15 protein-coding genes and 1 pseudogene are annotated in these 22,771 nt (G+C 39.3%); 1 reads left to right on the top strand and 15 read right to left on the bottom strand.

Going from position 1 to position 22,771, the window contains the following annotated elements; genetic code table 11:
- The 7 genes and pseudogenes from BHV72_RS13975 to BHV72_RS13945 form a co-directional block, all read right to left on the bottom strand.
- Window positions 1-228: pseudogene (locus BHV72_RS13975) on the bottom strand (transposase); the annotation flags it as partial.
- Window positions 229-460: 232 nt separating this feature from the next.
- Complete coding sequence (locus BHV72_RS13970) at window positions 461-2,011, bottom strand: sulfatase-like hydrolase/transferase (RefSeq protein WP_258908986.1); 1,551 nt, start codon at window positions 2,009-2,011, stop codon at window positions 461-463.
- Between the two features lie 96 nt (window positions 2,012-2,107).
- On the bottom strand, window positions 2,108-4,918 hold the full coding sequence (locus tag BHV72_RS13965) for a M60 family metallopeptidase (RefSeq protein WP_286856190.1): 2,811 nt from the start codon (window positions 4,916-4,918) through the stop codon (window positions 2,108-2,110).
- Window positions 4,919-5,024: 106 nt separating this feature from the next.
- Window positions 5,025-6,368 carry a BT_3987 domain-containing protein gene (locus tag BHV72_RS13960; protein WP_022042585.1) on the bottom strand — a complete coding sequence of 448 codons (1,344 nt, stop codon included), beginning with the start codon at window positions 6,366-6,368 and terminating at the stop codon, window positions 5,025-5,027.
- 40 nt (window positions 6,369-6,408) lie between these two features.
- Window positions 6,409-8,340, bottom strand: coding sequence for a RagB/SusD family nutrient uptake outer membrane protein (locus BHV72_RS13955; RefSeq protein ID WP_286856188.1), 1,932 nt, complete (start codon window positions 8,338-8,340; stop codon window positions 6,409-6,411).
- A 19-nt stretch (window positions 8,341-8,359) separates the two neighbouring features.
- Window positions 8,360-11,731 (bottom strand): SusC/RagA family TonB-linked outer membrane protein, encoded by a 3,372-nt coding sequence (locus BHV72_RS13950; protein WP_258973853.1) that lies wholly within the window; start codon window positions 11,729-11,731, stop codon window positions 8,360-8,362.
- A gap of 40 nt (window positions 11,732-11,771) precedes the next feature.
- Window positions 11,772-12,635: a FecR family protein gene (locus tag BHV72_RS13945; protein WP_258973852.1), complete on the bottom strand. Its 864-nt coding sequence runs from the start codon at window positions 12,633-12,635 to the stop codon at window positions 11,772-11,774.
- 203 nt (window positions 12,636-12,838) lie between these two features.
- Between BHV72_RS13945 and BHV72_RS13940 the strand changes: the two genes are divergently transcribed.
- Entirely contained in the window at window positions 12,839-13,387 is a 549-nt protein-coding gene (locus BHV72_RS13940) for an RNA polymerase sigma-70 factor (RefSeq protein WP_005676774.1), read from the top strand.
- 105 nt (window positions 13,388-13,492) lie between these two features.
- On the opposite strand, the gene BHV72_RS13935 is transcribed toward BHV72_RS13940, so the two are convergent.
- The 8 genes from BHV72_RS13935 to BHV72_RS13900 all read right to left on the bottom strand — a co-directional run bounded on the left by BHV72_RS13935 (window position 13,493) and on the right by BHV72_RS13900 (window position 22,752).
- Entirely contained in the window at window positions 13,493-14,266 is a 774-nt protein-coding gene (locus BHV72_RS13935; protein ID WP_005676773.1) for a radical SAM protein, read from the bottom strand.
- 157 nt (window positions 14,267-14,423) lie between these two features.
- Window positions 14,424-15,668: a retropepsin-like aspartic protease gene (locus BHV72_RS13930; protein WP_286856186.1), complete on the bottom strand. Its 1,245-nt coding sequence runs from the start codon at window positions 15,666-15,668 to the stop codon at window positions 14,424-14,426.
- Between the two features lie 181 nt (window positions 15,669-15,849).
- Window positions 15,850-17,247: a TlpA family protein disulfide reductase gene (locus BHV72_RS13925; protein WP_022042580.1), complete on the bottom strand. Its 1,398-nt coding sequence runs from the start codon at window positions 17,245-17,247 to the stop codon at window positions 15,850-15,852.
- Window positions 17,248-17,250: 3 nt separating this feature from the next.
- Window positions 17,251-18,651 (bottom strand): DUF1735 domain-containing protein, encoded by a 1,401-nt coding sequence (locus tag BHV72_RS13920; protein ID WP_224241450.1) that lies wholly within the window; start codon window positions 18,649-18,651, stop codon window positions 17,251-17,253.
- Between the two features lie 22 nt (window positions 18,652-18,673).
- The gene (locus tag BHV72_RS13915) at window positions 18,674-19,006 is read right to left on the bottom strand and encodes a hypothetical protein (RefSeq protein ID WP_286856183.1); all 333 of its coding nucleotides are present in this window, start codon (window positions 19,004-19,006) and stop codon (window positions 18,674-18,676) included.
- A complete protein-coding gene (locus BHV72_RS13910) occupies window positions 18,960-20,318 on the bottom strand; it encodes a PKD-like family lipoprotein (protein ID WP_286856182.1) in 1,359 nt (452 codons plus the stop codon). The genes BHV72_RS13915 and BHV72_RS13910 overlap by 47 nt, the downstream gene beginning before the upstream one ends.
- A gap of 12 nt (window positions 20,319-20,330) precedes the next feature.
- Entirely contained in the window at window positions 20,331-21,173 is an 843-nt protein-coding gene (locus BHV72_RS13905) for a DUF4843 domain-containing protein (RefSeq protein WP_022042577.1), read from the bottom strand.
- 25 nt (window positions 21,174-21,198) lie between these two features.
- Window positions 21,199-22,752, bottom strand: a complete 1,554-nt coding sequence (locus tag BHV72_RS13900; protein ID WP_055255734.1) for a RagB/SusD family nutrient uptake outer membrane protein — start codon at window positions 22,750-22,752, stop codon at window positions 21,199-21,201.
- Between the last annotated feature and the right edge of the window lie 19 nt (window positions 22,753-22,771).

Here is a 22,771-nt window from a genome sequence, read left to right as displayed (position 1 = left end):
CAGGCGGTGATTCACCTGTACTATCCTTTCTGACCGGCTTCTGTGACACCGGCATCTTAACGGGCAGGCGTTACAGTTACATGCCCTGTATCTTGATATGGTCTGTACAAAACCGTTGTCTGTTACCCGCTTTGCATCGGAAAGTCTTTCCATTCTCTGTCCCATCGGACAGTACATGCCGTCGGTTTCTTCATTATAATAAAAGTTGGCAGACAAGAACGGATCGTTCTAGGGGATAAAATCGCCTAAACATGGAGGTAAAAGCTGATTATCGTTGGAGGTGTAACTTTTAAACATTATCTTTGGGCTATTGTACTTGATTCCCTAAGATACAAAAAATTAGGGACACGGGCAAGTCTTGGCTGAGCGAAGTTTGGGCTTGCCCATTTTTTGCAGACACAAGTGAGACCATCCCAAAATCATTTTGAGACGGTCTCGTTTTTGGAAAAAATATTATAAGTTAGTAACGTGTCACTTTATTTGTAGTTGACTTCAAATATTCGAAACGATTAATCATCTCACCCAACTTCTTCGGATATTTATCTGCCAAGTTTTCCTGTTGACTTATGTCCTTCTTCAAGTTATAAAGTTTATATCCATATCCCAAGCCGATAAACTCACCGTCTTCTTTGCTATAAGGATTAAAATAAGGAGGAATCAACGCCCAGTCACCCTGACGATATGCATAATTGAACATGCCTTCGATAACAAGTTCTTCACGTCCTTTTTTACTCTTTCCGAGGAAAGCATCCAACGTATTCTCACTATCCAATTTTTCAGGATAAGTTTGTCCAAGCAAAGATGCAAAGGAAGCCAGCAAGTCCATTTGGCATACAAAGACATCAGAAACCTGCGGCTTCACTACTGCCGGCCAACGAAGCATGAAAGGGATACGTGTACCACCGTCAAACATACTTGTTTTTCCTCCGCGAAGCGGACCTGCTATCTTATGATCGCCTATCAATTCCACTGCATCATCCTTATATCCGTCATCCAGCACTGGTCCATTATCACTAGTTAACACTACAATCGTATTCTCCGCCAATCCCAACTGGTCCAGTTCTTTCAGAAATTCAGATACACACCAGTCTGCTTCCAGAATAGCATCCCCACGCGGTCCCATAGGCGACTTTCCTGCGAAGCGTTCATTTGGAACACGAGGAACGTGTGGCTGATGTAATCCGTAATAGAGAAAGAAAGGAGCATTTTTATGGTCGTTGACGAACTGTTTGGCTTTATCTAGAAATAATTCCGCCATTTCTTCATCTTTCCATTGTGCCGCTTTACCACCTTTCTGGAATCCGATACGAGGAACCCCGTTTACTATCGAACCGGCATGACCTACACTCGGATGCATACGAAGCAATTCGGGATTATTCTTTCCTGTCGGTTCACCGGGAAAGTTCTTACGGTAATCCACATACAACGGATCGTTAGGGTCTAATCCCACTACACGTCCATTTTCGAGAAAGACACATGGAACACGGTCATTCGTAGCTGCCTGAATAAATGAATAATCATACCCTATTTCGGCCGCACCAGGATGAACATCCTTATTCCAGTCTACATTACCGTCTCCCAGTCCGATATGCCATTTTCCTATGGATCCAGTAGCATAGCCTGCCTGTTTCATCAATTTAGGCAAGGTTATCTTTTCCGTATCAATAATCAATGCTGCATTGCCCGGAAGAATTTTTGCGTCCTTACTTGTCCACGGATAAAGTCCTGTCATAACAGAGTAGCGGCTGGGGGTGGAAGTAGCTGCCGTACAGAATCCTTGTGTAAAGCGGACTCCTTCATTAGCTATACGGTCCATACCCGGTGTAGAGATGCGATGAGCACCGTAGCAACTTAAGTCACCATATCCAAGGTCATCGGCTACAATCAGAATGATGTTCGGTTGTTGCTTGTTGATCGGCTTTTTTCTCGGTTGTGCTTGTCCTGCCAATAACGTGTTAGGTATCGAAGAAATACCTACTAATGTACAAAATACATACTCTAAGTTTCTCATGCCTTATTTAATTAAGATTTATCACTTGCTATAAATACACATCAAATTTTGATGTTCCCCACACAAAATCCCTGTTTCTATTCATAATTTATGAATTTAAAACGTTACTTGTGTTTTAGCACCATTCGCTGCAATAGCATTTACTTTATAATCTTCGGGTAACGTAGTGTTTACAGTAAACGAAGATTGCGGTGATACAAATATTACTTTTCCTGCATGATCGCTAACTTCATAAACAGCCACATTCCGCCAACCATACATTGATAGTTTGGAACCGGAACGGGTAGCTGTTCCGGCAACTACGGCTGCATTATTTATATAAGCCTCTAAGTTACTATCACAGATATATTCCAGCTTATGTTTCGGAACAGAATATCCTAAATTTCGAATTCTATTTTTAAGAGCACTTACCTGAGCTTCCGTCACTACCACTTTTCCATCGCCATAAGAGTCGTTGAATTCATATGAACCAGATTTCAGAAAACCCCATTTTACAAAGAAATCCGTCAAATCCAATCCTGCCGCCTTACTACAATTATAGGCGAACTCTATTTGACGTTCACCATCGGTAGGCAAGTCCTTATTGACACGTATATATTCATATACATCCTTATAAAAATCCGTTTTTCCTAATACATATTCCATATATAACTCTAACTGCCAAAAAGGTACTAATTTATCGAATACATCTCCTAATTTTGCATGAAAAATATCATTATTCCCGAATGCTAAAGTCATTGCATGCTCGTAGTAATTACTGTAAGCATTACTTGGCGTTGTAGTTAGCAAACGGGAATTAATTCCATATAATTTCTGAATGTACATCGAACAAATATTGTTTGTTACTTCGGTCATTCCAAACCATTTCAGTCCCGGACGGGTTTGATTACTATGCCCTACCTCATGGGCAGGCCCCCAGTTGTTAGTCTTCATTTGATCTACACTGCACAGATTATCCATCGTTGAAAAATGATATGCCGTATGATAAGAAGTGGAATACATATAATCTCCCTGTCCGTACATGACATTGAAATACATACGGTTTCTGAACATACGATTGTCAGTATCCGTACCGATGCCACCATTATTGTTGTATTTTCTCAAACCCATGAATATCTGTTCCTTATATACAATATCATCAAAAAGGTTAATTAAATCTCTCCCATTAGATGTACTTTTTAGTTTGCTGACAGGAAAAGTGAGATGAGCATAATTCCCTACAACATCAAAATAGCCATCGACAGCTCCGTTTAGTAAAGTACCCCACTGTTCACGGGTATGTTTTGCTACATCAAAGTATCCGTTAACACTTCCTGACGCAAAGTGTATCTTTACCTCGTCATAGTCTACCGGATTACCATTGACATGATACATCACATAGATTAACCCTTTCTTCTCCGAAACAATTTTATTTATACCTGTGCGTAAGCTATAAGAAATGCTGTTATTGAAACCATCAGCATTAGGGGTATCCATGTCCTGTACTCTTAGACTCAAATGTTGCCCGTGCGTTTCACCTACCATGACAATCAATGTTTCTCCCGCTTTCACAAAGATACCCGTAGGATTATCCAATAGACTATAAGTGCCTGTCTTATTGATAGTAGCCTGTATATCCGGATGTTGATAAGGTTTGAAATCCGCAATACGGAAGTCAGCCGGATATTTATCTTTCAGCATATAATAAGCTATGTTCTTAAAAAATGGATAAGTACAGGCCTTTATCATTTCCTCTGTTATATCAGACCGTAACTTGGAACAAGTAACATCCGTAAAAAGGGTCAATGGGTCAAAACCTTCCGGATTCCTAGCAAAGAACTTCATTTCCGCACAGGAAGCATGCCCATTCACACCGGACTTAATAATCAGGCGAACTGCCTTCGGTTTCTGTATTGTGTTATCAAAAGAAAAAGATACTACCGCACCTTTGGAACCGAAATCGAAATTGGTTTCATTCGTTACACTTTCAAAAGCCGGGTGTTCTTCAGTCGATACCTGAATTTCCACTTCACCAAAATTCCCGTTCGAACCGCTTATACGCGGATAATAGATAAAGTAATCAAGTGCTTCCGTATTTTCCTTGAAATAGTAAGTCAACATGACCGGATAATGGCTTGTAACCCCTTCTGCAAAAGGATAATTAGAATGATAAATAGTACTCATATCACTATCAAAAGATTTTTCAATCCCTTCACCACCATGTGCCGTAGATGCTTCCCCTCTGACTACTTCCAACTGAACATCATCCGCAATTCCTTCAGTATCACCAAATGTATATCCATCCAATCCATTCTGAATAACTGTAACTTCTGCTGAAATATTAGAGTTCTTATCCTTTATCACTATCTTCTCCGTACGTACACTACTTCCCTCATGAGTATCTACGGTAAACTTATAAGGTATTTCAATCGTTGCAGCACGTGTGTCTACCTCTTTCTTTATCCAAGAAGGATAGGTGACATCCAGTTCCGCTTCCGTCAGATTGGTAGTGACAGTAAAAGCGACTGTTCCACCTACCGGAGGCAAAGTAAAAACGAAAGGAGATACTAAAATATCAGTATCAGTACCTAACTGACGTACAAGAATCTTCTTATTCAATTTTCCATTATTGATAACCACCGAAGCATTACGGACAGTTTTGTTCGGGTTACTTATCACACTAATCTTCACACCTGCACCCGAATTGACAGGTTCAGTCTTACACCACTGTTCTCCTTCCACATCCACAGAAGCGGTCCAATCTGCAGGAAGTGATTTTACATCAATAACAACAGAGCCTGCTTCTTTATAAAAATCTGCATTTTCCAAACCTAGTTCCAATACAGCCACCACATCCTTATCATCTTTACAGGACGACAAGGAAAAAAGAAACAGGGATATGAATACATATAAAAAATAATTCTTCATATTCTTTTCGTTTAAAAAGGACTGACTAAAAAGAATTTATGCATCACTGCATTATCCCCTTGCCAGCCCTTAAGATTAATTATTTGTTAGATTTAAGAGAGAGCAGTTATTTACCATATAATTCAAACTCCGAGAGTGCCCATGTATTAAATTTACTCGGATTAGTAGAACTATGAACCTCAAAACGAACATAAGTATATGAATCGCCTAGCAACATCGTCGGACAAGTATCATAATAAGTGGTAGCCGATACTGGGAGACCGTCTGCTTCTGCAGTAAATACTTTTATTTCTTTCCAGTTTGCGCCATCATTACTAGCATAAATGATGAACTTAGTAGGATGCTGATTAGTATTTCTAGTTGCATATCTTACTCTCAACTTGGAAATAGCACTATTCAGATGAATATCCACTTGATGCGGGAAGGCGGGCGCACCTCCTCCGTAAGTAACTTGTGCCTGAGTAGCCAATTTGCCATCCAACCAGTCGGCAAATCCATTACCGTCAGCAAAATTTGTGCCTATCAAGGTCATCATATCCGGTGTGAGCGTAATCTTCGGTGCTGAATTCTGTAATCCGATAATAACTGTATTTTCACCGGAAAAGGCATATTTTGTAGAAGTTATTTCTAACGGAAGTGCAAAGTTCCCTTCTAGATTAGTTATATCAATCTTCACGGTCAGATTCGCTGTAACATTACCTTTGCTAAAGGTCAGTTTACCGATAGTATAGTTGTTGCCCTTGTCTGATATTAATGAATACTCAATGGGAGATGTAGCATTATATTCATCCAATAGTTCCTTTTTAACTGTTACATCGCAGGTTATATCTTCTGTGAGAGCAGTATTCAAAGTCACAGGAAGCTCATATATATACTCAGTCACACCTTCAGTAATAGTAAACGGAAGTTTAAATCCTGACTCTGAAAGAGAGAAAGCAGGCTGATAAACAGTAGGCTTCACGATGATATACTTATTTTTTTCATTAATGGTAGAAGTACCGTCCGTAAGCTCCAACATCAACACATAAGTGAAATTACCCGTACTCAATACAGAAATTTTCTCAGGATGAAAGGTTACCGTTTTAATCTTATACAGTTCTTTTTCTCCAAAAGAGACGGTCATGTCGGAAGGCAATTCATAACAATCAGCAGGCAATGGCTTGAAATTAGTCTTATTCTCATTATTGTAATATTCAATATCGAACTCATTCAATACTTTCAATGTAGCTGAAGCTAACATATTCAGGTCGTTTCCACCTTTGTCAATCGTTATATTGTAAGCAGCAGACTCTCCAGTATTATAAAAGGTAATATCCTGCTCATTACTATTCAAAATGCAAAGGAATGATTCATAATCATCCAGATAATCGTCTTTTCCATCGTTCAAGCAAGCCACCATAGTCAGCAACAAACCGCCTAACAACGAAAGGATATATATTTTTGTCTTCATATAAATTAAAATCTGATTAGATTGTTTTAATGCTATAATTCTATCTCCAATTATAATTTTGGGTCAATAGTTTGTTACGGTCTAGTTCTCTCTGACTGAACGGATATAAAAAGTGATTAGCTCTAAACACACGGTTTTGAACTACTGTCCTACGCCAAAAAGTATCCGGAGTATCTTCCGTGTTAACAGCCTGTGCCTCTACATTCATACCATAGATAGGTCCATTATCCGTAGTTGTAGCAATCATCCATGTACGAGTATCAAAAAAACGATGATTTTCAAATGCAAGTTCTATCCTGCGTTCTCTGCGACAAAGTTCTATCAATTGGTCTATTGTAGCTTCCGGATAGACTTCCGTTATTGGATCCATACCTGAACGAGCACGCAGATCAGCCCAATACTCCATAGCTGTTGTACGATACTGACTGTCTCTCGATCTTTTCTCCCATTCCAAAGCTGCTTCAATAAAGTTTAAGTAAATTTCTCCAAGACGGAATGTCGGAAATACCATATTACCCGGTTGATTATTCACAAAACTAGCAGTATGATCACAAAAACGATTAACTAGATATCCACTTCTCGAATGGTCATGAGAAGTATTTGAATTACCATCTTTTGCCAAGTTACACAATACATAGTCATCTTTACCCGGACCGCATCTCCAGTAACTATCACTCCAATACACAGCTATATAAAAACGTGGTTCACGATTAATAAACATATTCCGAGTTGCTCTTTTATAATATTTAGCCTGATATGTGTCACCTTTACTTAAATATTCAAGAAAAGGATTTGCAAATTCAGTTATACCATTTTCACTATATCCAGAGTTTTCGTCAACCTTAGGAGTTCCATCTATCTCGTATCCAGTAATCGGATACTTACCATTATCCATCGCATAAGCATCCACCTGTTGTTGCGAGGGTCCTAGTGCTCCATAAGCTGCTCCATTACCTCCTTTTTTGGTCTTTACACCCGTCGGAGTCGTTCTTCTGGCTATAATAGCCCGACTTGCATATCCGGTAGTCCAGATAAGTTCTTTGTTCCAATCTACCTGCGTAATGCCAAGATAATTAGCATACGGGTCATCTGAAGCGTCTCTATGTAACTCGTATACTCCCAAATCTATGACAGCTTTGGCAGCCTGCACTGCTTCTTTCCATTTTTCATTACTATAAGTTTGAGGAAACAGATATTGATCTGATAATTCCGGAAAATCGGGTGTTGTAGGATTCTTTACGGTATTGTATAAACTATTACCATTATATAGATCACGGGCTGAATAAAGTTTTAACCGTGAAATCACAGCTAAAGCAGCTCCCTCGGTAGGTAGCCCATATTCTGCATCTACCGTCCAAGTTGTTTTCCCGTATTCTTTAAAGTAGGTAGCACATTGAGTCATTTCATTTACAACATAATCAACACATTGTTCCCAAGTATTACGCGGACGATATAGAGATTCTGTCGTAGCATCATATGGCAATATCTCATCTCCCAACAAAAATATAGGTCCGTAATTACGCATCATCAAGAAGTAATAATATGCTCGTGCCCAACGTGTATACCAGTACCATTCATCCTTTTCTTCCTGTGTTACGGTAGGATCTGAACAACTGTAAACATTCTGCATAAAAATATTACATTCACGTATTCCGTTATACAAATTAAAATTAGCACCTGGTACGCTGGATGCATTCCAAGCTCCCGTATTCATTGACTCAGCAGCTGCATTCGATGCATTGATCAATTCATCAGTAGCAGTGCTTTGAGGAGTACTAACATAGCCAGTCAAATCATTTGGCAAAAAACTCATTGCATTCAAGAAATACCCGCGTGTATATGCTCTCTTCTGCCAAAGTTGTTCAAAAGTAAGATCTTCCGTTTCCTGTTTATCGAGAAAACTTTCACACGAAGTTAACAAAGGAATAACCCCGCAAAATAACAATATATATTTTACTAATGATAGTTTCATATTGATTCTGTATTATTGATTAGAAATTAGCATTTAGGCCGATAGTAACGGTCATGTTATTCGGATATTTTGCTCCATTGGTAGTATCCAGCAATTCAGGGTCCCATAATTTAAACTTACTGAATGTAAGAAGGTTCGTACCAGCGATATAGAAACGAAAAGACTTAATAAAGGTCTTGTTCAACCAGGTTTTTGGCAATGTATATCCTATTTCTGCGTTTTTCAAACGAAGAAAACTACGGTCACGTAACCACATAGTAGACGACTGGCTATTGTTAGAACTGCCTGCTTCTGCACCGTAACTCAAACGGGGATATTTAGCAGAAGCATTCTGTTCAGGAGTATTGGTCGTTTTCCATGAATACTTATAAAGATCTTCATAGATAGCAGAACGATCCATATTATCACTACTGAAAGGACGCAAAGGTGTACCCGCTAAATAGATAGAAGTACGCGCTACCCCTTGAAAAAATACACTTGCATCAAAATTCTTCCATTTTGCTGTCAATCCGAACCCGTATGTTATCTCAGGAAGATCAGTATAGCCAATAGCAATCTGGTCATACGTATCAATTTTACCATCTCCATTTACATCCTTGTACTTAACGTCACCAACCCTATATTCACCAAACATCTGTTTCGGACTATTATCTATTTCTGCCTGACTTTCAAAAAATCCCAAAGCAATAAATCCCTTACGTTGCGCTGCACCATTACGGCCAAACGGTTTGCCAATAGAATTTTGATATTTATATTCCCAATCTGGTTCATCATTATCCAACATCTGGTTACGCGAAAAAGTAAAGTTTCCGCGACCTGTCAGTAAAACCTTACCTACCTGTTGCTGATATTCCAGTGTTCCATCTAGACCAGATACCTTCGCTTTACCTACATTTACATATGGAGTAGTAGTAAGGCCGACAATAGCCGGTAGCCCAGCACGAGCCAGAAAGATACCATTACGTTCTTCATAAAAATAATCAGCTTGAATCTTTAATTTTTCGAACAAACGAAGTTCAATACCTGCATTTACCTTAGTTGCCTCTTCCCAAGAAACATTTGTATTCTCAATTTCTCCTACACGATAACCAGTACCTGTCTGATTTGCAGTTTTTCCGTATGACCATCCTGTTACTGTATTGACAGAAGGTTCATAAGCCCATCTTCTGGAGGCTCCAATGTCATCATTACCCACTTTACCATAAGACGCTTTCAATTTCAGATCATTAACTACTTTAGTCAACGGTTCAAACCATTTCTCACTGGACACCATCCAACCTATTGCATAAGCTGGAAAGAATCCAAAACGATGGCCACGAGCAAAGTTCTCAGAACCAGTGTATCCCATATTGAATTCGGCAAAATATCTATCCATATAAGCATAAGTCAAACGTCCTGCCAGTCCCTGACTTTTATATGGTAATGATTTTTTCTGATTCTCTGCTGTCAATAACTTATAAATTTTATGATTGTACAAAAACAAAGCTCCTATCCGATGTTTTTGAGCAAATAAACGAGTATAATTAAGAGAACCTTCCATATAAGTAGTAATCTTAGATACGGTCACTGGAGCAGCATACGACAGATTATTGGAACCCTCATATATTGTTTTATAATTTAATGAACCGTCTTCATTTCGACCTGTTGCATGAAACTGCGGTGGGGTCTTTGAACGAACTTGCAACGTATTATTAGATGCATCCCAAGAAAATTTAATATTGGCAGTTAACCCTAGAGTTATCATATCCAATTTTTGAGTAACACCAATCAATGATTGGGCTGAATTCCAACTTTGCTCACGATAACCGGAATGTACCAGCAGATTCCATGGATTACTACCACTGGCTGCACTTGGTGCAGAAAGAGTACCATCAGAATATTCCACAGGAAATGCATTTGGAGAGGTGTTAAATGCATATCCCCAAATATCAGATGTCGTAGCTCCCGGTCCCCACGAACTTTCATAAATATTAGCCAAATTCACATTGAATGTTGTAGTCGGTGTAACGGAGAAATCCATATTGGCACGAAAATTGAATTTTGTATAATGAATAGAAGAATTATAATCATAAACATCCCCGGCGTTTCTAAATATAGAGCCTTCATTATAAAAACCACCTGATACATAATACTTACAAATATCACCGCCTCCAGAAAGGTTCAATGTCACACGTTCGCTCGAAGCCAAATTTCGATACATCTGGTCTAACCAATTTACATTTGGATATAAATCAGGATCAGAACCATCACTATATTTTTGAATAGCTTCCGATGAATAGCCTCCATCACCATTACCCGTCAGGCCTTTAGCCTCATTATACATCTCGGCCCATTGTACAGAGTTTGCCATTTGCGGCATACGTGTCGGAGTTTTAAAACCCATTTCCGCACGTACATTAATACGAGGTTTGCCTTCACTGCCTTTCTTGGTAGTAATCAAAATAACGCCATTCGCACCACGTACACCATATACTGCCGAAGCAGAAGCATCTTTTAAGATAGAAAATGTAGCAATATCATCTACATCAACCAAGTCCAGTTCCCGTTCGATACCGTCAACCAGAACTAGCGGAGTAGAGTTACCTTTAAAAGAAGCTATACCACGGATATAAAAATCGGAAGCACTATTTTTACCCGGCTCACCGGATGCCTGCATAGAGACAACACCTGCCAGTTGCCCCGCCAGTACATTGGAGATGTTAGAACCCGGTATATTGAGTTCACCCACATCCAATGAAGAAATAGCACCTACAACACTTTCCTTCTTCTGACGTCCGTAACCTACTACTACAACTTCGTCCAGCTTCTTTGTATCCGGATTTAATATTACATCAATAACATTCTTATTGCTGATAGCTATTTCCTGCTTCTTCATACCAATGTATGAAAATTCTAGTACACCACCAATACCTTCAATTGTAAGAGAATAGTGACCGTCCAAGTTGGTAACAGTACCTGATGAGCTATTTTTCAACCATACACTAGCTCCAATAATAGGCTCTTTTGTCTCTCCGTCAATTATAGTACCTGTAATTACACGTTTTTTCGGCTGTTGCTGTTCGGCATTTTGAGCATTTGCTACTTTAAAAATGACTTCTTTTCCTTTAATTATATAATTAACTCCACTTCCATTAAATAGATTTTTCAAGACTTCCTCAATTGTACCACTACAATTAATCTCTTTTTTTGATTTATCTTTCAAGTCACTATCTTTATAAAAGAAAGTATAATCACTCGTTTCTTCTATATACCGGATAGCCTCCTTGAGAGAGAACTTTCCCTTTATCTGAATATTCCCTTGTGCTGCTAACATCACAGCTGGCCATAATAATAAGAGTAATACGAGATAGCTCAAATACCGCTGTCGATACAAAAAAATACATTTTTTCATGTTCTCATTTTATTAGATTAGACATATAGTTTATTAAAATTCAATTTCTGATAATGATTGTGTTACCTACTCTTTCTTCTTTCAAATTCATAAGGAAACAGATTTTGAGAATAATATCATCCAACACTTCCTCCTGACGAATGGTACCACTGAACGGAGAAGTTTCGTCCTTACCTTCATACACTATATTAGCATGATACATCTGATTAATGATAGAAATGAGGCGGTTAAGCGGCATAGCGTCAAACTTGAATTTACCATCCTGCCATTCTATATTTTCAATCTTCCGTATTCCTATTTCCGCATTAACTGAGTTATAAAAAATCTTTTCCATGGGCTTCATTACTATTTGTTTGCCGGTCGCCTCTACATTAAACTCAACACAACCGTTGAACAGCGTAATCTCATTATTTCCCGCTTCTTTTTTATCTACTAGAAACCGGGTACCTTTTACTTCGATAAAGGCTTTATCAATATAAACTTTAAAGGTGTTCCCATGCTGCTTACGTACATGGAACATGGAACTACCCTCCAACCATACTCTTCTGTCTTTATTGAAGTTCTTGGCAAAACGGATGGAACTATTCGGATACATCCATACTTCAGAACTATCGGGCAACTGATACAACATATTCCGGGTGGCTACTACCTCAGCAAATTCTTCTTTAACGAAGAAATCACTATTCACATAAAAAAGCCAACCTCCCAAAACTGCGACTAAAGCCACACAGGCTGCTGCCAACGGATAATAGAACTGTCGAATTGACTTACGTTTCGAACGTACTTTATATTCTTTGACTATTTTAGCCCAAATATAATCTCCGATTTCCGGATCTACTCTTTCCGAGTTTTCCGCTATCGGATTTTGTTCCTCCCATTGCACTTTCATTTTGCGCTCTATCATATCTATTTCGGACAGATCCTTTAATTCGTCTTTTTTCAGTCTGTCTGAAAATAATTTTCTAATTAATTCACTTTTATAACTCATTACTTTTCTCTATTATTTGTTATTCTATTATTAAATACACATCAAAAATTGGAGACCCTGGTGAAAAAGCAATTTTTTTTTTAGAAAGTATTTAGCTAATTTTGTCCCAAAAAGATAAAATGATATCTAAAGAGTTGATTAGAAGGTTTAAAAATGGAGATGAAGATGCTTTTTCATTTCTATATAAACATTACTGGGAAAAGGTCTATGGCTTTACCCGGCTTTATCTAGTTTCTTCTGAAGATATCGCAGAAGTGGTACAAGAGGTTTTCATCAAACTCTGGGAAGCAAGACATCTGATAGATGAAGAGCAGCCTTTTGAAGGGTTTCTTTTTATCATTACCCGTAATATGATTTTTAATTATTCACGCAAAAAATTAAACTACTCATTTCTGAAAGTTACTGTTCTACAAGCAATGGAACAAGAATATGAAGAAGAAAATAAGTTGGAATTATCCGATTTAAAAAAGTATCTTTCAGTACTAATATCACAATTGCCTCCACGGCAGCAAGAAATCTTTCGCATGAGCCGGGAGCAAAACTTAACCTATAAACAAATTGCCGAGCAATTGTCTATCAGTGAAAAAACTGTAGAATATCATATGGGATTGGCATTAAAATACTTACGAAAAAATCTCTATTTGCTTTCTCTGTTTTTGTCTGTTTAAACACAATAAATACACATTAATTCCTCCAATCAATCTTGATTGAAGGAATCCTGATAATATCATTGATAATTGAAAAATTCTGTTGGTATGCTTTCTGTTTTATAATTAATAAGAAGCTGTTGCCGGAATGCCGGCTTTCTTAATCAATTCTACAATCCGGTCCAACTCTTCGTGAGTTGCCTTCTGCAAATCATGATCAGGGGTTTCACGGTCAATCGTGTAAATCATCACTTGCCGGGGCGCGATTTCTTTTACCGCCTCCAACCAGGGAAGTACAAACTTATCTGAGGTATTATCCATATCCTTTCCCAGGTAACTCCCTTTGAGAAACATAGTTTGAATGATACAGTTTCCTTTGAATTCTTTCATCTTCTCGATAATCTTCTTTACAGAATATTTTCCATTCGGACGATCTAACCGGTGAATGTATTCTTCATCCACTGTATCAAGTTTCAAGATATTATTATCTATCTTATTCAGTGCATCAAATACAGCAGGGCGGTCGATAAATGTAGAATTACTTAATACACTGACTTTCGCTTTCGGAAAATACTTGTCCCGAAGTGCAAGAGTATCGTCTATGATTTCCGGGAAATGGGGATGTGCAGTCGGTTCACCATTTCCGGCAAATGTCAGTACATCGGGAGCAGGACCATTTGCCTGCATATCTTTTAGTTTTTCTTCAAGGGCTGTACGAACCTCTTCACGGGTGGGAAGAAGCTTCTTTGTACGATGCTCGGCATTGAAGCCGCATTCACAGTAAATGCAATCGAACGAACAAACTTTACCGTCGTCCGGTAATAAATTTATTCCCAAAGAAACACCCAAACGGCGGGAATGAACAGGACCGAAAATGGGTGAAGGAAAAATTACAGTCATCTTTTTATTGTTTAATTAGCTACAACAAAGATAACTCAAAAAACTCCAGGTTATTAATTCTATTGAACATTTTTTAATGATGTTCTTCATTCGACCGGTATACTTCCGCAAAACATTCCCCTGACTATAACTGCACTGCCATTACTGAAAGAATGCCTTACTTTAACTTCTTACGAGGAGACAGGTGTACTACTTTTCTCAATAAGTCGATCGTAAAATTGAAATCACTGAAAAACTGTATACCTATCGATCCGTCTACATCGGTATGATTTGAAGAATCACCGCCCGTTGAAGCTTGAAGAGTGACAGGTACATTTTTGCTCACTACACTGCCCACTTTTAATGAACGTGCATGACCATAAAAAACTGGTGTTGAATGCCCCAAACTCACTGTCGCCCCACTTCCCTCGGGTTTGAATCCGCTCAGTAACAGCCTGTTTTGACGAACAAACCGACTAAAAGCTATCAAATAATAATTAGCTCCCGTATCCATTATAAAATTACCCGAAATACTTTTATCCCCGGTCAGATTCAATGCGGAAGGTAACATGATAAGGCTCGGTACCCTAAGGGGGATCATACGTCCTTTCCTCTGAAAGATATAATCACCGAAGGTATAAAGCGAAATAGTTTGCGTATCAAAATTCACTTCAGTGATATATTTTCTTATCAGATTCAGCCCGATGATGCCATCCGTACCGTTACGCACCCTCTCGAAAATTGCAATATTCTGCTTTTTCAATGATAAACTGTCCGACAGACGAAGTACATTATCGGCAGATATCTGCACCGTTTTCCGTCCGCCTACAACACTCGCTTCTTGCGAATGACTGACTTTCAGTCCTATGCTATCTGCCAACGAACGGCGGATAGCCATTCCGTCAGCTCCCGTATCAAGCAAGAATGACATCACCCGGGGGCTATCGTTCAAGCGGGCAGACAAAATGATAGAGCCACCCTCTATCCGAAAAGGCAGAACGGCTGCCAACGATGATTTCCGGTAACGGCTATCACCGAACAGCCGATCGAAATAATCGACAAAGAGAATTTTTCCAGACTCATTGAAAGCTATCATGCTCTTCTCTTCTTGTCCGCCGGCCAATGTGAAACGGACCTCCAGACTGGTGACGTTTCCCTTTGTTTTCATCCCCTTCCAGTCGGGTTGGATAGATTGGAAAGTTATACCTTCCATAATCTGTTTCAACAAACCGGATGCAAAGGGCAACGAATAAATGCTGACAGAAAATTCGGGAGCAAAACTCTTTTGTGCAACAGCGATTTCTTTTGTTTTCAAACCGTCTTCCATGTGTTTCAAAGCAAGACGGATGCTGTCTTGATCCGCTTTTCCGTTTGCTGTCAACGGAAAGAACAGAAAGCATATAATTATTTTCAAGTATTTCATAGTCTATTACATTGAAAAAAGGGTACTGAAGGCTATGTATTGGACATATAGATACAACGCGCTGGACATATAGATACAACATGTTGGGTATATATGGCCAACAAACAGGATATATATACCCAACAACTCTGCTATCAATACCCATTGAAGTGCTTGTATATCAGTCTATTGATAATATCGTTTATTTTTTCAATGCGTCGTTCAACACTGCCCGTATCTCGGAAGAAGAAGGACGCGGAGCATCCATATAAAGCAGACTGCCGTCTTTGCCAACCAGCATAAAACGAGGAATACCTGTTATCTTATAAGGTTTGGACAATGCAGGTCCTGCCATGTCTCCGGCAAAAAGCTGTACACCGGGAAGCTGTTCTTTTATCACGAAGTCCTTCCATTTCTGGATATTTTTAGACGCATCGACACTAATCCCCATAAATACAATATCTTTATTGTCTTTATATTCGGCTTCCAGTGCTTTCATAGCCGGCATCTCCTTTTTACACGGACCGCACCAGGTAGCCCAGATATCAATATAGACAACCTTGCCACGAAAATCGGAAAGAGAAATATCATTTCCTTCTGCATTAGGGAACGTCAAGTTAATGATTTCTTTCTTCTCCATACTCTCTCTAAAGTTATCTTCAATACGTTGCCAACGCTCTTTCTGACTGTCGGTGATGAGGAAACTGCCATATTCTTTCTTATATTGTTCCAGTCCCACCTGTGTCTTGCTCATTCCGCTGAACATTAACGCTATTTCTCCTTTAATAGTATCATTACTAATCATCCCAATGTCTTCTTTCAACATAGCCGAAACGGGATTCTTTCGTTTCTCTCCGGCTGATGAGGAATCAGATACCATGGACTTGAGCATATATGCATTGACAAATAAACGCAATCCGTTGGGATAATTGAGAATGCCTGCAGTACGGGCGATAGCAGGAATATCTATCTGCCGGTAATAATCAATAAAATCCTCCTTCTGCGGATGTGCTGTCCTTACCGTATAAATGAACTGTACAGCATTGAACAGCAAATCATACTTACGAAAATCAGCAAACGTAGTGTCGAAAACCTTATTCTTTGTTTTCTTCACTTTATAAGAACCCAGTTTATCCAGTTTCTCTTCCAACAGCGGAAAAAAGTCTACATACGTACTGTGTTTTCCCATAAAATACACAGCTTTATCTTCCAGAGGAAAAATAAAATCATGCCAACGGGCCATTTCCTTGTTCTCCGCCGTATTCTCTTTTCCTATCAGTTCATAACTTTCGGGTAATATCCGCACATTCAATGGGTCGCCCGGCTTCATATAAAATGTATAACGATTCTGAAATACCGAAGAGGAAGTACCCAACACGAAATACCCTTCCTGCTCTGGGGTAAACGTCATCCGGAAACTACCGTCTTCTCCTAACGCAGAAGTGGCCACTTCCGACAAGTTACCGCCTTCTACAATCTTGAACATTTTGACTGCTTTTGTTTTACCCCTTTCCCACACGCCACTGACAGTAGATGTTTGGGCAAACAAACTTCCTGCACAGATAAACGCAGGAAGGATCATTAATAATAATTTTTTCATGGATTATTCATTTTGAGTATATATATAAAAATCTTTGCAAGAATAGTACTTCGATTTAGCTACCATATTATTCAGTCCGATATAGCGGGCATTCACAGGTTCGGCAAACTTGAAGTACATGTGTTCGCATCGGCTGGGAAGTGCTATTGAACCGAGGCTCACCGAAAGACGGGTAGCATTATAGAGTTCCTCTCCGGCATAAGACAAGTCCATGCTTGCAGGAGACATCGAGCTATTGTTCGCCCTGAGATATATTCCGGTGATATTGCGAACTTCATGTCCCAAATCGATTGTGACACTGGCCGGAACATCCAATACCCAGAAACCTCCTTCGAACATACTTTCCCAACTGCCTTGAGTAAATTTATATTCTTCCGACAGGGCTTTATAACCGCTCCTTTCTGTCTGTCGCACACCAAACGCAGTATCATCGCTTTCAAGCGTGTACCCACCGGATACCGAATTCACTACCAGATAATATACATCTGTACGCATAGTCTTGACAGGCTCTGCCGCACCCGGTGACGTAACCGATTTTATCTTTATGGGGACAAGATAATTATCACCCGCAAACTGCGACGTCTCTCCCTTATAGGCGATATGTCCCGTAGCCGTTGTACTGCCGGCCGGTAACGCAACATCGGCCAATTCCCAGTCACTCACGGCAAGGGTTTTGAAAGCTGTCCCATATTTGCTATTGAAAGCTGCTACCAGACTATTGTCTACTTCCAGCCCGATATTTATATCATTGTCTGACGCAATATAAGCCATAAGCGGCAGATCGTATCCGGTGAAACTTTCGTTTCCTGCAACCATCACACTGTTTTTGCCTTCTTCAAATCCCACACCGTTCTCCTGTGTCACATCCAACGTCAGATAAGAGACTCTTTTACTGTAATCTACTTGTGCATCATAGCCCGAAGCCGAAGTGATACGCACCGGCATGATGTATCCGTCCATACTGGTAAACCCGTCCAAAGGCCGGGTCAAGGCAACGGTAAGTGTATCTGCAGATTCCATACTTCCCTCGGGAATGGTCAGGGTCGATTTATTCAACCTGATCCAATTACTTGCAAACCGGTGATAGGATGTTTCATTTTTCTTATTGTATACATCTACCAACAATGTATCAATAGTAACTTTCACCGTCAAATTGCCACCTGCCGGAGAAGTACAATTGACTACCAGTTTAGCAACCAATGTATCCATATTGGCAACCTTACCTTCTACTGTACGTTGGGCATTGAAAGCAAGTGAAGCATACTTATCGCTGATAAATACTTTGTTGGAAGCTTCAGCAGCTGTCTGTTTCTCATAATTGTTGATGTCATCCGTGCATCCTGCAAAAAAGCTGCATGAACTGCAAGTCACCAGTAACAGACATATTATTTTTCTAAGTTTCATATTTTTCATCTTTCTAAATCGTTTAAGGTTTATAATCCATACCTACTATCTTTCCAAAACCTTTCCACGACATCTCTATCGTTTCATCATCATTCACCTTGTGCGTCGCTATGGCAAGTGCACCGGAAGAAGCATTCGGCATGGAATAGAAGTCTATTCTGCCTCCTTCATCCTTTCCTAAGGAACTGTTGTAGGTAGCGATTCCCAAATATTTACTGCTTGTACTGGGAATCATAAACTTTAAAGCGGTTATTTCATTGTAACCTTCGGGAAGAACCGCATCCGTTATTTCTCTAACCACTGCATTGCTACCCGATACGTCGGCATAAAACACCCGGTTCAATAAATTTGGCATGGTCAATGCCGGTAGACGCATCAAATATACACGTTCTCAATTTATTATCTTTCGTCACCAAAGCAGTAGTGTTAGACGGCAAACTATACTCAATATATTTAAATGTACCGTTGCTTTGTTTCAGAAAAGCAAAAGAGGTCATTTTACTTATAGTGGTATAGCGTTCGCTCATATACAGCAATCCTTCATTTTTATCATTAAAGTTGAAAATATGGTCGGAAGACTCATCCAGAAAATCTTCGGTAAAGAAGAACGATGTACTGAAATCACTGGAAGAACGGTATGTAGTCTGGCAACTGAATTTATTTTGTTCCTGATTGAAAAACATAGTAATTCTGCTGCCACACGATATAAACGGAGCGGGCTCATAACGTTTACTATCGTATACGGTATTCCCCGTACGATAAGCATTCATCGGATAGGAAAAGAAGTAGTAGACAGGATAAGTGTTGTGCAAATACCAATTCCCCTGTCCGTTATCATCTTTCATATACATATATATATGCGGTTTTATATTACCATTCAAAGCAAAATAACCCACTTTCATCTTTTCCGCTACAATAGGCCGCCCAACTGATACATAGTCTTGATGAAGAGGCGAACCATTTTCCACGGAACTGGATATATCATACGAAGGATCCCAACTGAAATCTGCTACTTTCAAACGTGTCGTATAATGGTCGGTCAGCAAGTAAACCGAACGGTTAGAACCATCCGGCTGATATGGATGAGGAGCAGTAGGGTCAGCAAAGATATTGAGTTCATAAGGTTTCACCCCTTCACGTTGCAGGGAAGGTGCGGTAGAAGCCAGTATATTATACTTCGGTATATATTGATTCTGGGAATTCTGAACGATCATTCCCATATCAAATCCATCTTCTTTCTCATACAATAAGACATATCCCTTGTTGAAAGTTCCCGCTACTCTTATACTGAAAATTTGTCGGTAAGCAATATCCGTCACTTTGTTTTTTGCTTCAAAGGCACAAGTATAAGTACTATTCGGAGATCCGATAGGATCGGCTATAACAAAATCAAAGTCTTTACCCTCCTGCAATACATTCCATGCAGAACCGCTTTTATAATACCACGTATAATCCAGATTGTCCGTATTACCCGAAGTTGTATTGAGTTCAGGAGTAATCAACAACCGTTCTCCTACTTCCACTGAATAACTCTCCTGAATGTTAGCAATTTCTGTCACCCGATTGATTGCCTCATAGTCATAATTGCCCTTGTCTTCATTACACGCAAACAGAGACAGTATCCCGGCACATACAATTATTATCCGTAAATCTATTATATATTTCATATCCGTCATCTTTTATTGAATACTCGGTAGAGGAGTCTTGACCTCTTCACCAAACTCATCCACCAAAGGTTCTCCATGTTCTTCTTTATATTTTACTAAGTAACGATTAATCAATGAAATCATTCCAAAAGAAACTTCCCTCGAAAAACGTTTGGTAAACGTTTCCTTACCCGTCGGGTCGTTATCTTCGGGATCAATCTCAAAATATTCTCTAGTCACTCCGCAAGCCTCATATATCACATTCATTTTTGCATTACTGTATGCGCCGAATGTACTTTCTAAGGTCATCGACGAATAAGAAGCCGCCCATAAACTGGGTTTTTCAGCCAGTGCCGTAAAATAAATACTATAAATCAATCCGTTTCGATTGTTTCCTTTATCATATCTGGACGTTGAATAATCCGTATGAAAGTTTTCATTCGAAGCCAACCGGATACGGGCAAACAACATTTCATTATCAACGGCTTCCGTACGTTTCAGCCTTACTTCCACATTACCAAAGATTGAGTTGGCAGGTAGATACGCAGACAAAATCTCTATATCTTCTCCTTCTGTGGCTGTCGATTCTTCAGGTATCATCACTACTTTTACCGCCCGGTCTGTTTCCGAAACTCGTCCCATTAGTTTGATAGGAATCTTAATGATACTGTCGTTTTTCAACGGCCTGTCATATCCCATATTAACAGTGATCTGATCTTCATTTTCTCCAAAGTCGGAAGAGGATGCATCAGCATATTTAAAATAAATTCGAGGAACATCTTCATAAGTCATTAAATCCTCGTCAGCGCAAGATACCATTCCTATCCCAAGAAATAGAAATGTATAAACACACCATTTAAAACTGTTTCTTTTCATATTGAATTTATTTTTAAAGACTGAATTATATATCTGTTTCAATATTCGGAATAGGTATATTATACATTGCACTGGCATTTACTGCCACCGAAGCTCCTCCGTATCCGGGAAACATCTGATCGCTCTTCATCCGCTTATGATAAAAATAAACTTGCCCTTCCCCATAAAACTCCTTATAATATTCACTCTCTATGTGGGAATAGAATTGTTCATCCATATCATTCTCCGTCAAGTAATAAAAGCTAGTCTCCGGAATGCCTCTATGAGAAGAAACAGTGTTCAATAGTTCGGCAGCTGTCTTTTTATCACCATCTTTCAAGGCTGCTTCCGCCTGAATATAATACATTTCAGTAACACGAATCAACGGTTGGAAATCGACCAACGCGGGAAGATTACTATTGGCTGAAATATTAAACTTGTTAGAGATGTAGGTACCATTCTGCGAATAGGAGACAGAACTTCCTCCCTGGTCGTTACTTTCCGTCCACTGCCGGGCACGGACATCTATTATTGCTTTCAGGTTATCACCAAAACCGGAATAGATGTTTTGAACCAAATTATCACGGTCTACTGCATATAAATCGTTTATATCCGTTTTATTATAAAAGGAGTTATAATTGGAAAGCATATCCGGATTGTTGATTCCAAAAACTACTTCATTGAAGAAAGAGTAATCCATATTGGCAAGTACGGTTGTAACATTTGTCCATGAGAACACTTTTCCTTTTTCCCCTATCTGATCAGTCACTACCTTGGCTGCTATAGCCGCATTCTTATAGTCTCCTATATATTGCAATACACGGGCTTCGAGCGCTTTCACCGCATAATAATTCATACGTCTGTTACGATTCTTATAAAAATCACTTATCAGCTCCTTACTAATAGCAGAGTCATCAGACAGGATAGGGTCAGCAGCCAACAACCGTTCCGCCTCACGAATATCCTCCAATAAATAATCCAAATATTCATCGGCAGTGGAGTACACATCTTCTTCATAACCGACATGATTCAGTATCATATCCGTAGTTCTACTATACGGCAAAATCTTATTGATATTCGAACGATCTTCCCATCTGGGGCCGAACAAACGGAAAAGGTCAAAATGAAGATAAGCCCGTAATCCGTATGCCTCACCCATCAATACATCTTTATTGTTACTACCGATAACAGCAGTCGATCCCTCCATGCTTTTCAAAAAATAGTTGATATTGAGAAGCGTATTATATCCGCTTTTCCATATATCGGCAAATATGCTTTCAGCTGCTCCATACTCTTCGGACCGTCCGTTACAGAGGAAAAACAATGTGGCAGACAATTTATTTCCCGACGGTTGTGACGGAGGATAGGTATAAAAGTGCCCCATTGCGTCCAGAGCAGTCTGAGATAAATTCGCCCCGTAAAGGGAGGTAGATATTAATTGCCTGTAAAGCCCGTTTAAAGCTCCATGAATACCTGCTTCTGTTTTATACTGGTCTTCTTCCAATACCTTGTCCTTCGGTGCCACATCCAGAAAGTCGCTACAGGAAGTAAAGAAGCCTATGGCTACTATATATAATAAATGTGATATATTTCTTTTCATACTTAATTCTATATTTATT

Source organism: Bacteroides sp. 43_46 (assembly GCF_001915455.1).
GTDB classification, from domain to species: domain Bacteria; phylum Bacteroidota; class Bacteroidia; order Bacteroidales; family Bacteroidaceae; genus Bacteroides; species Bacteroides caccae.
The sequence above is the reverse complement of the archived record's forward strand: the minus strand, read 5'-3'. Positions and strand labels throughout refer to the sequence as shown.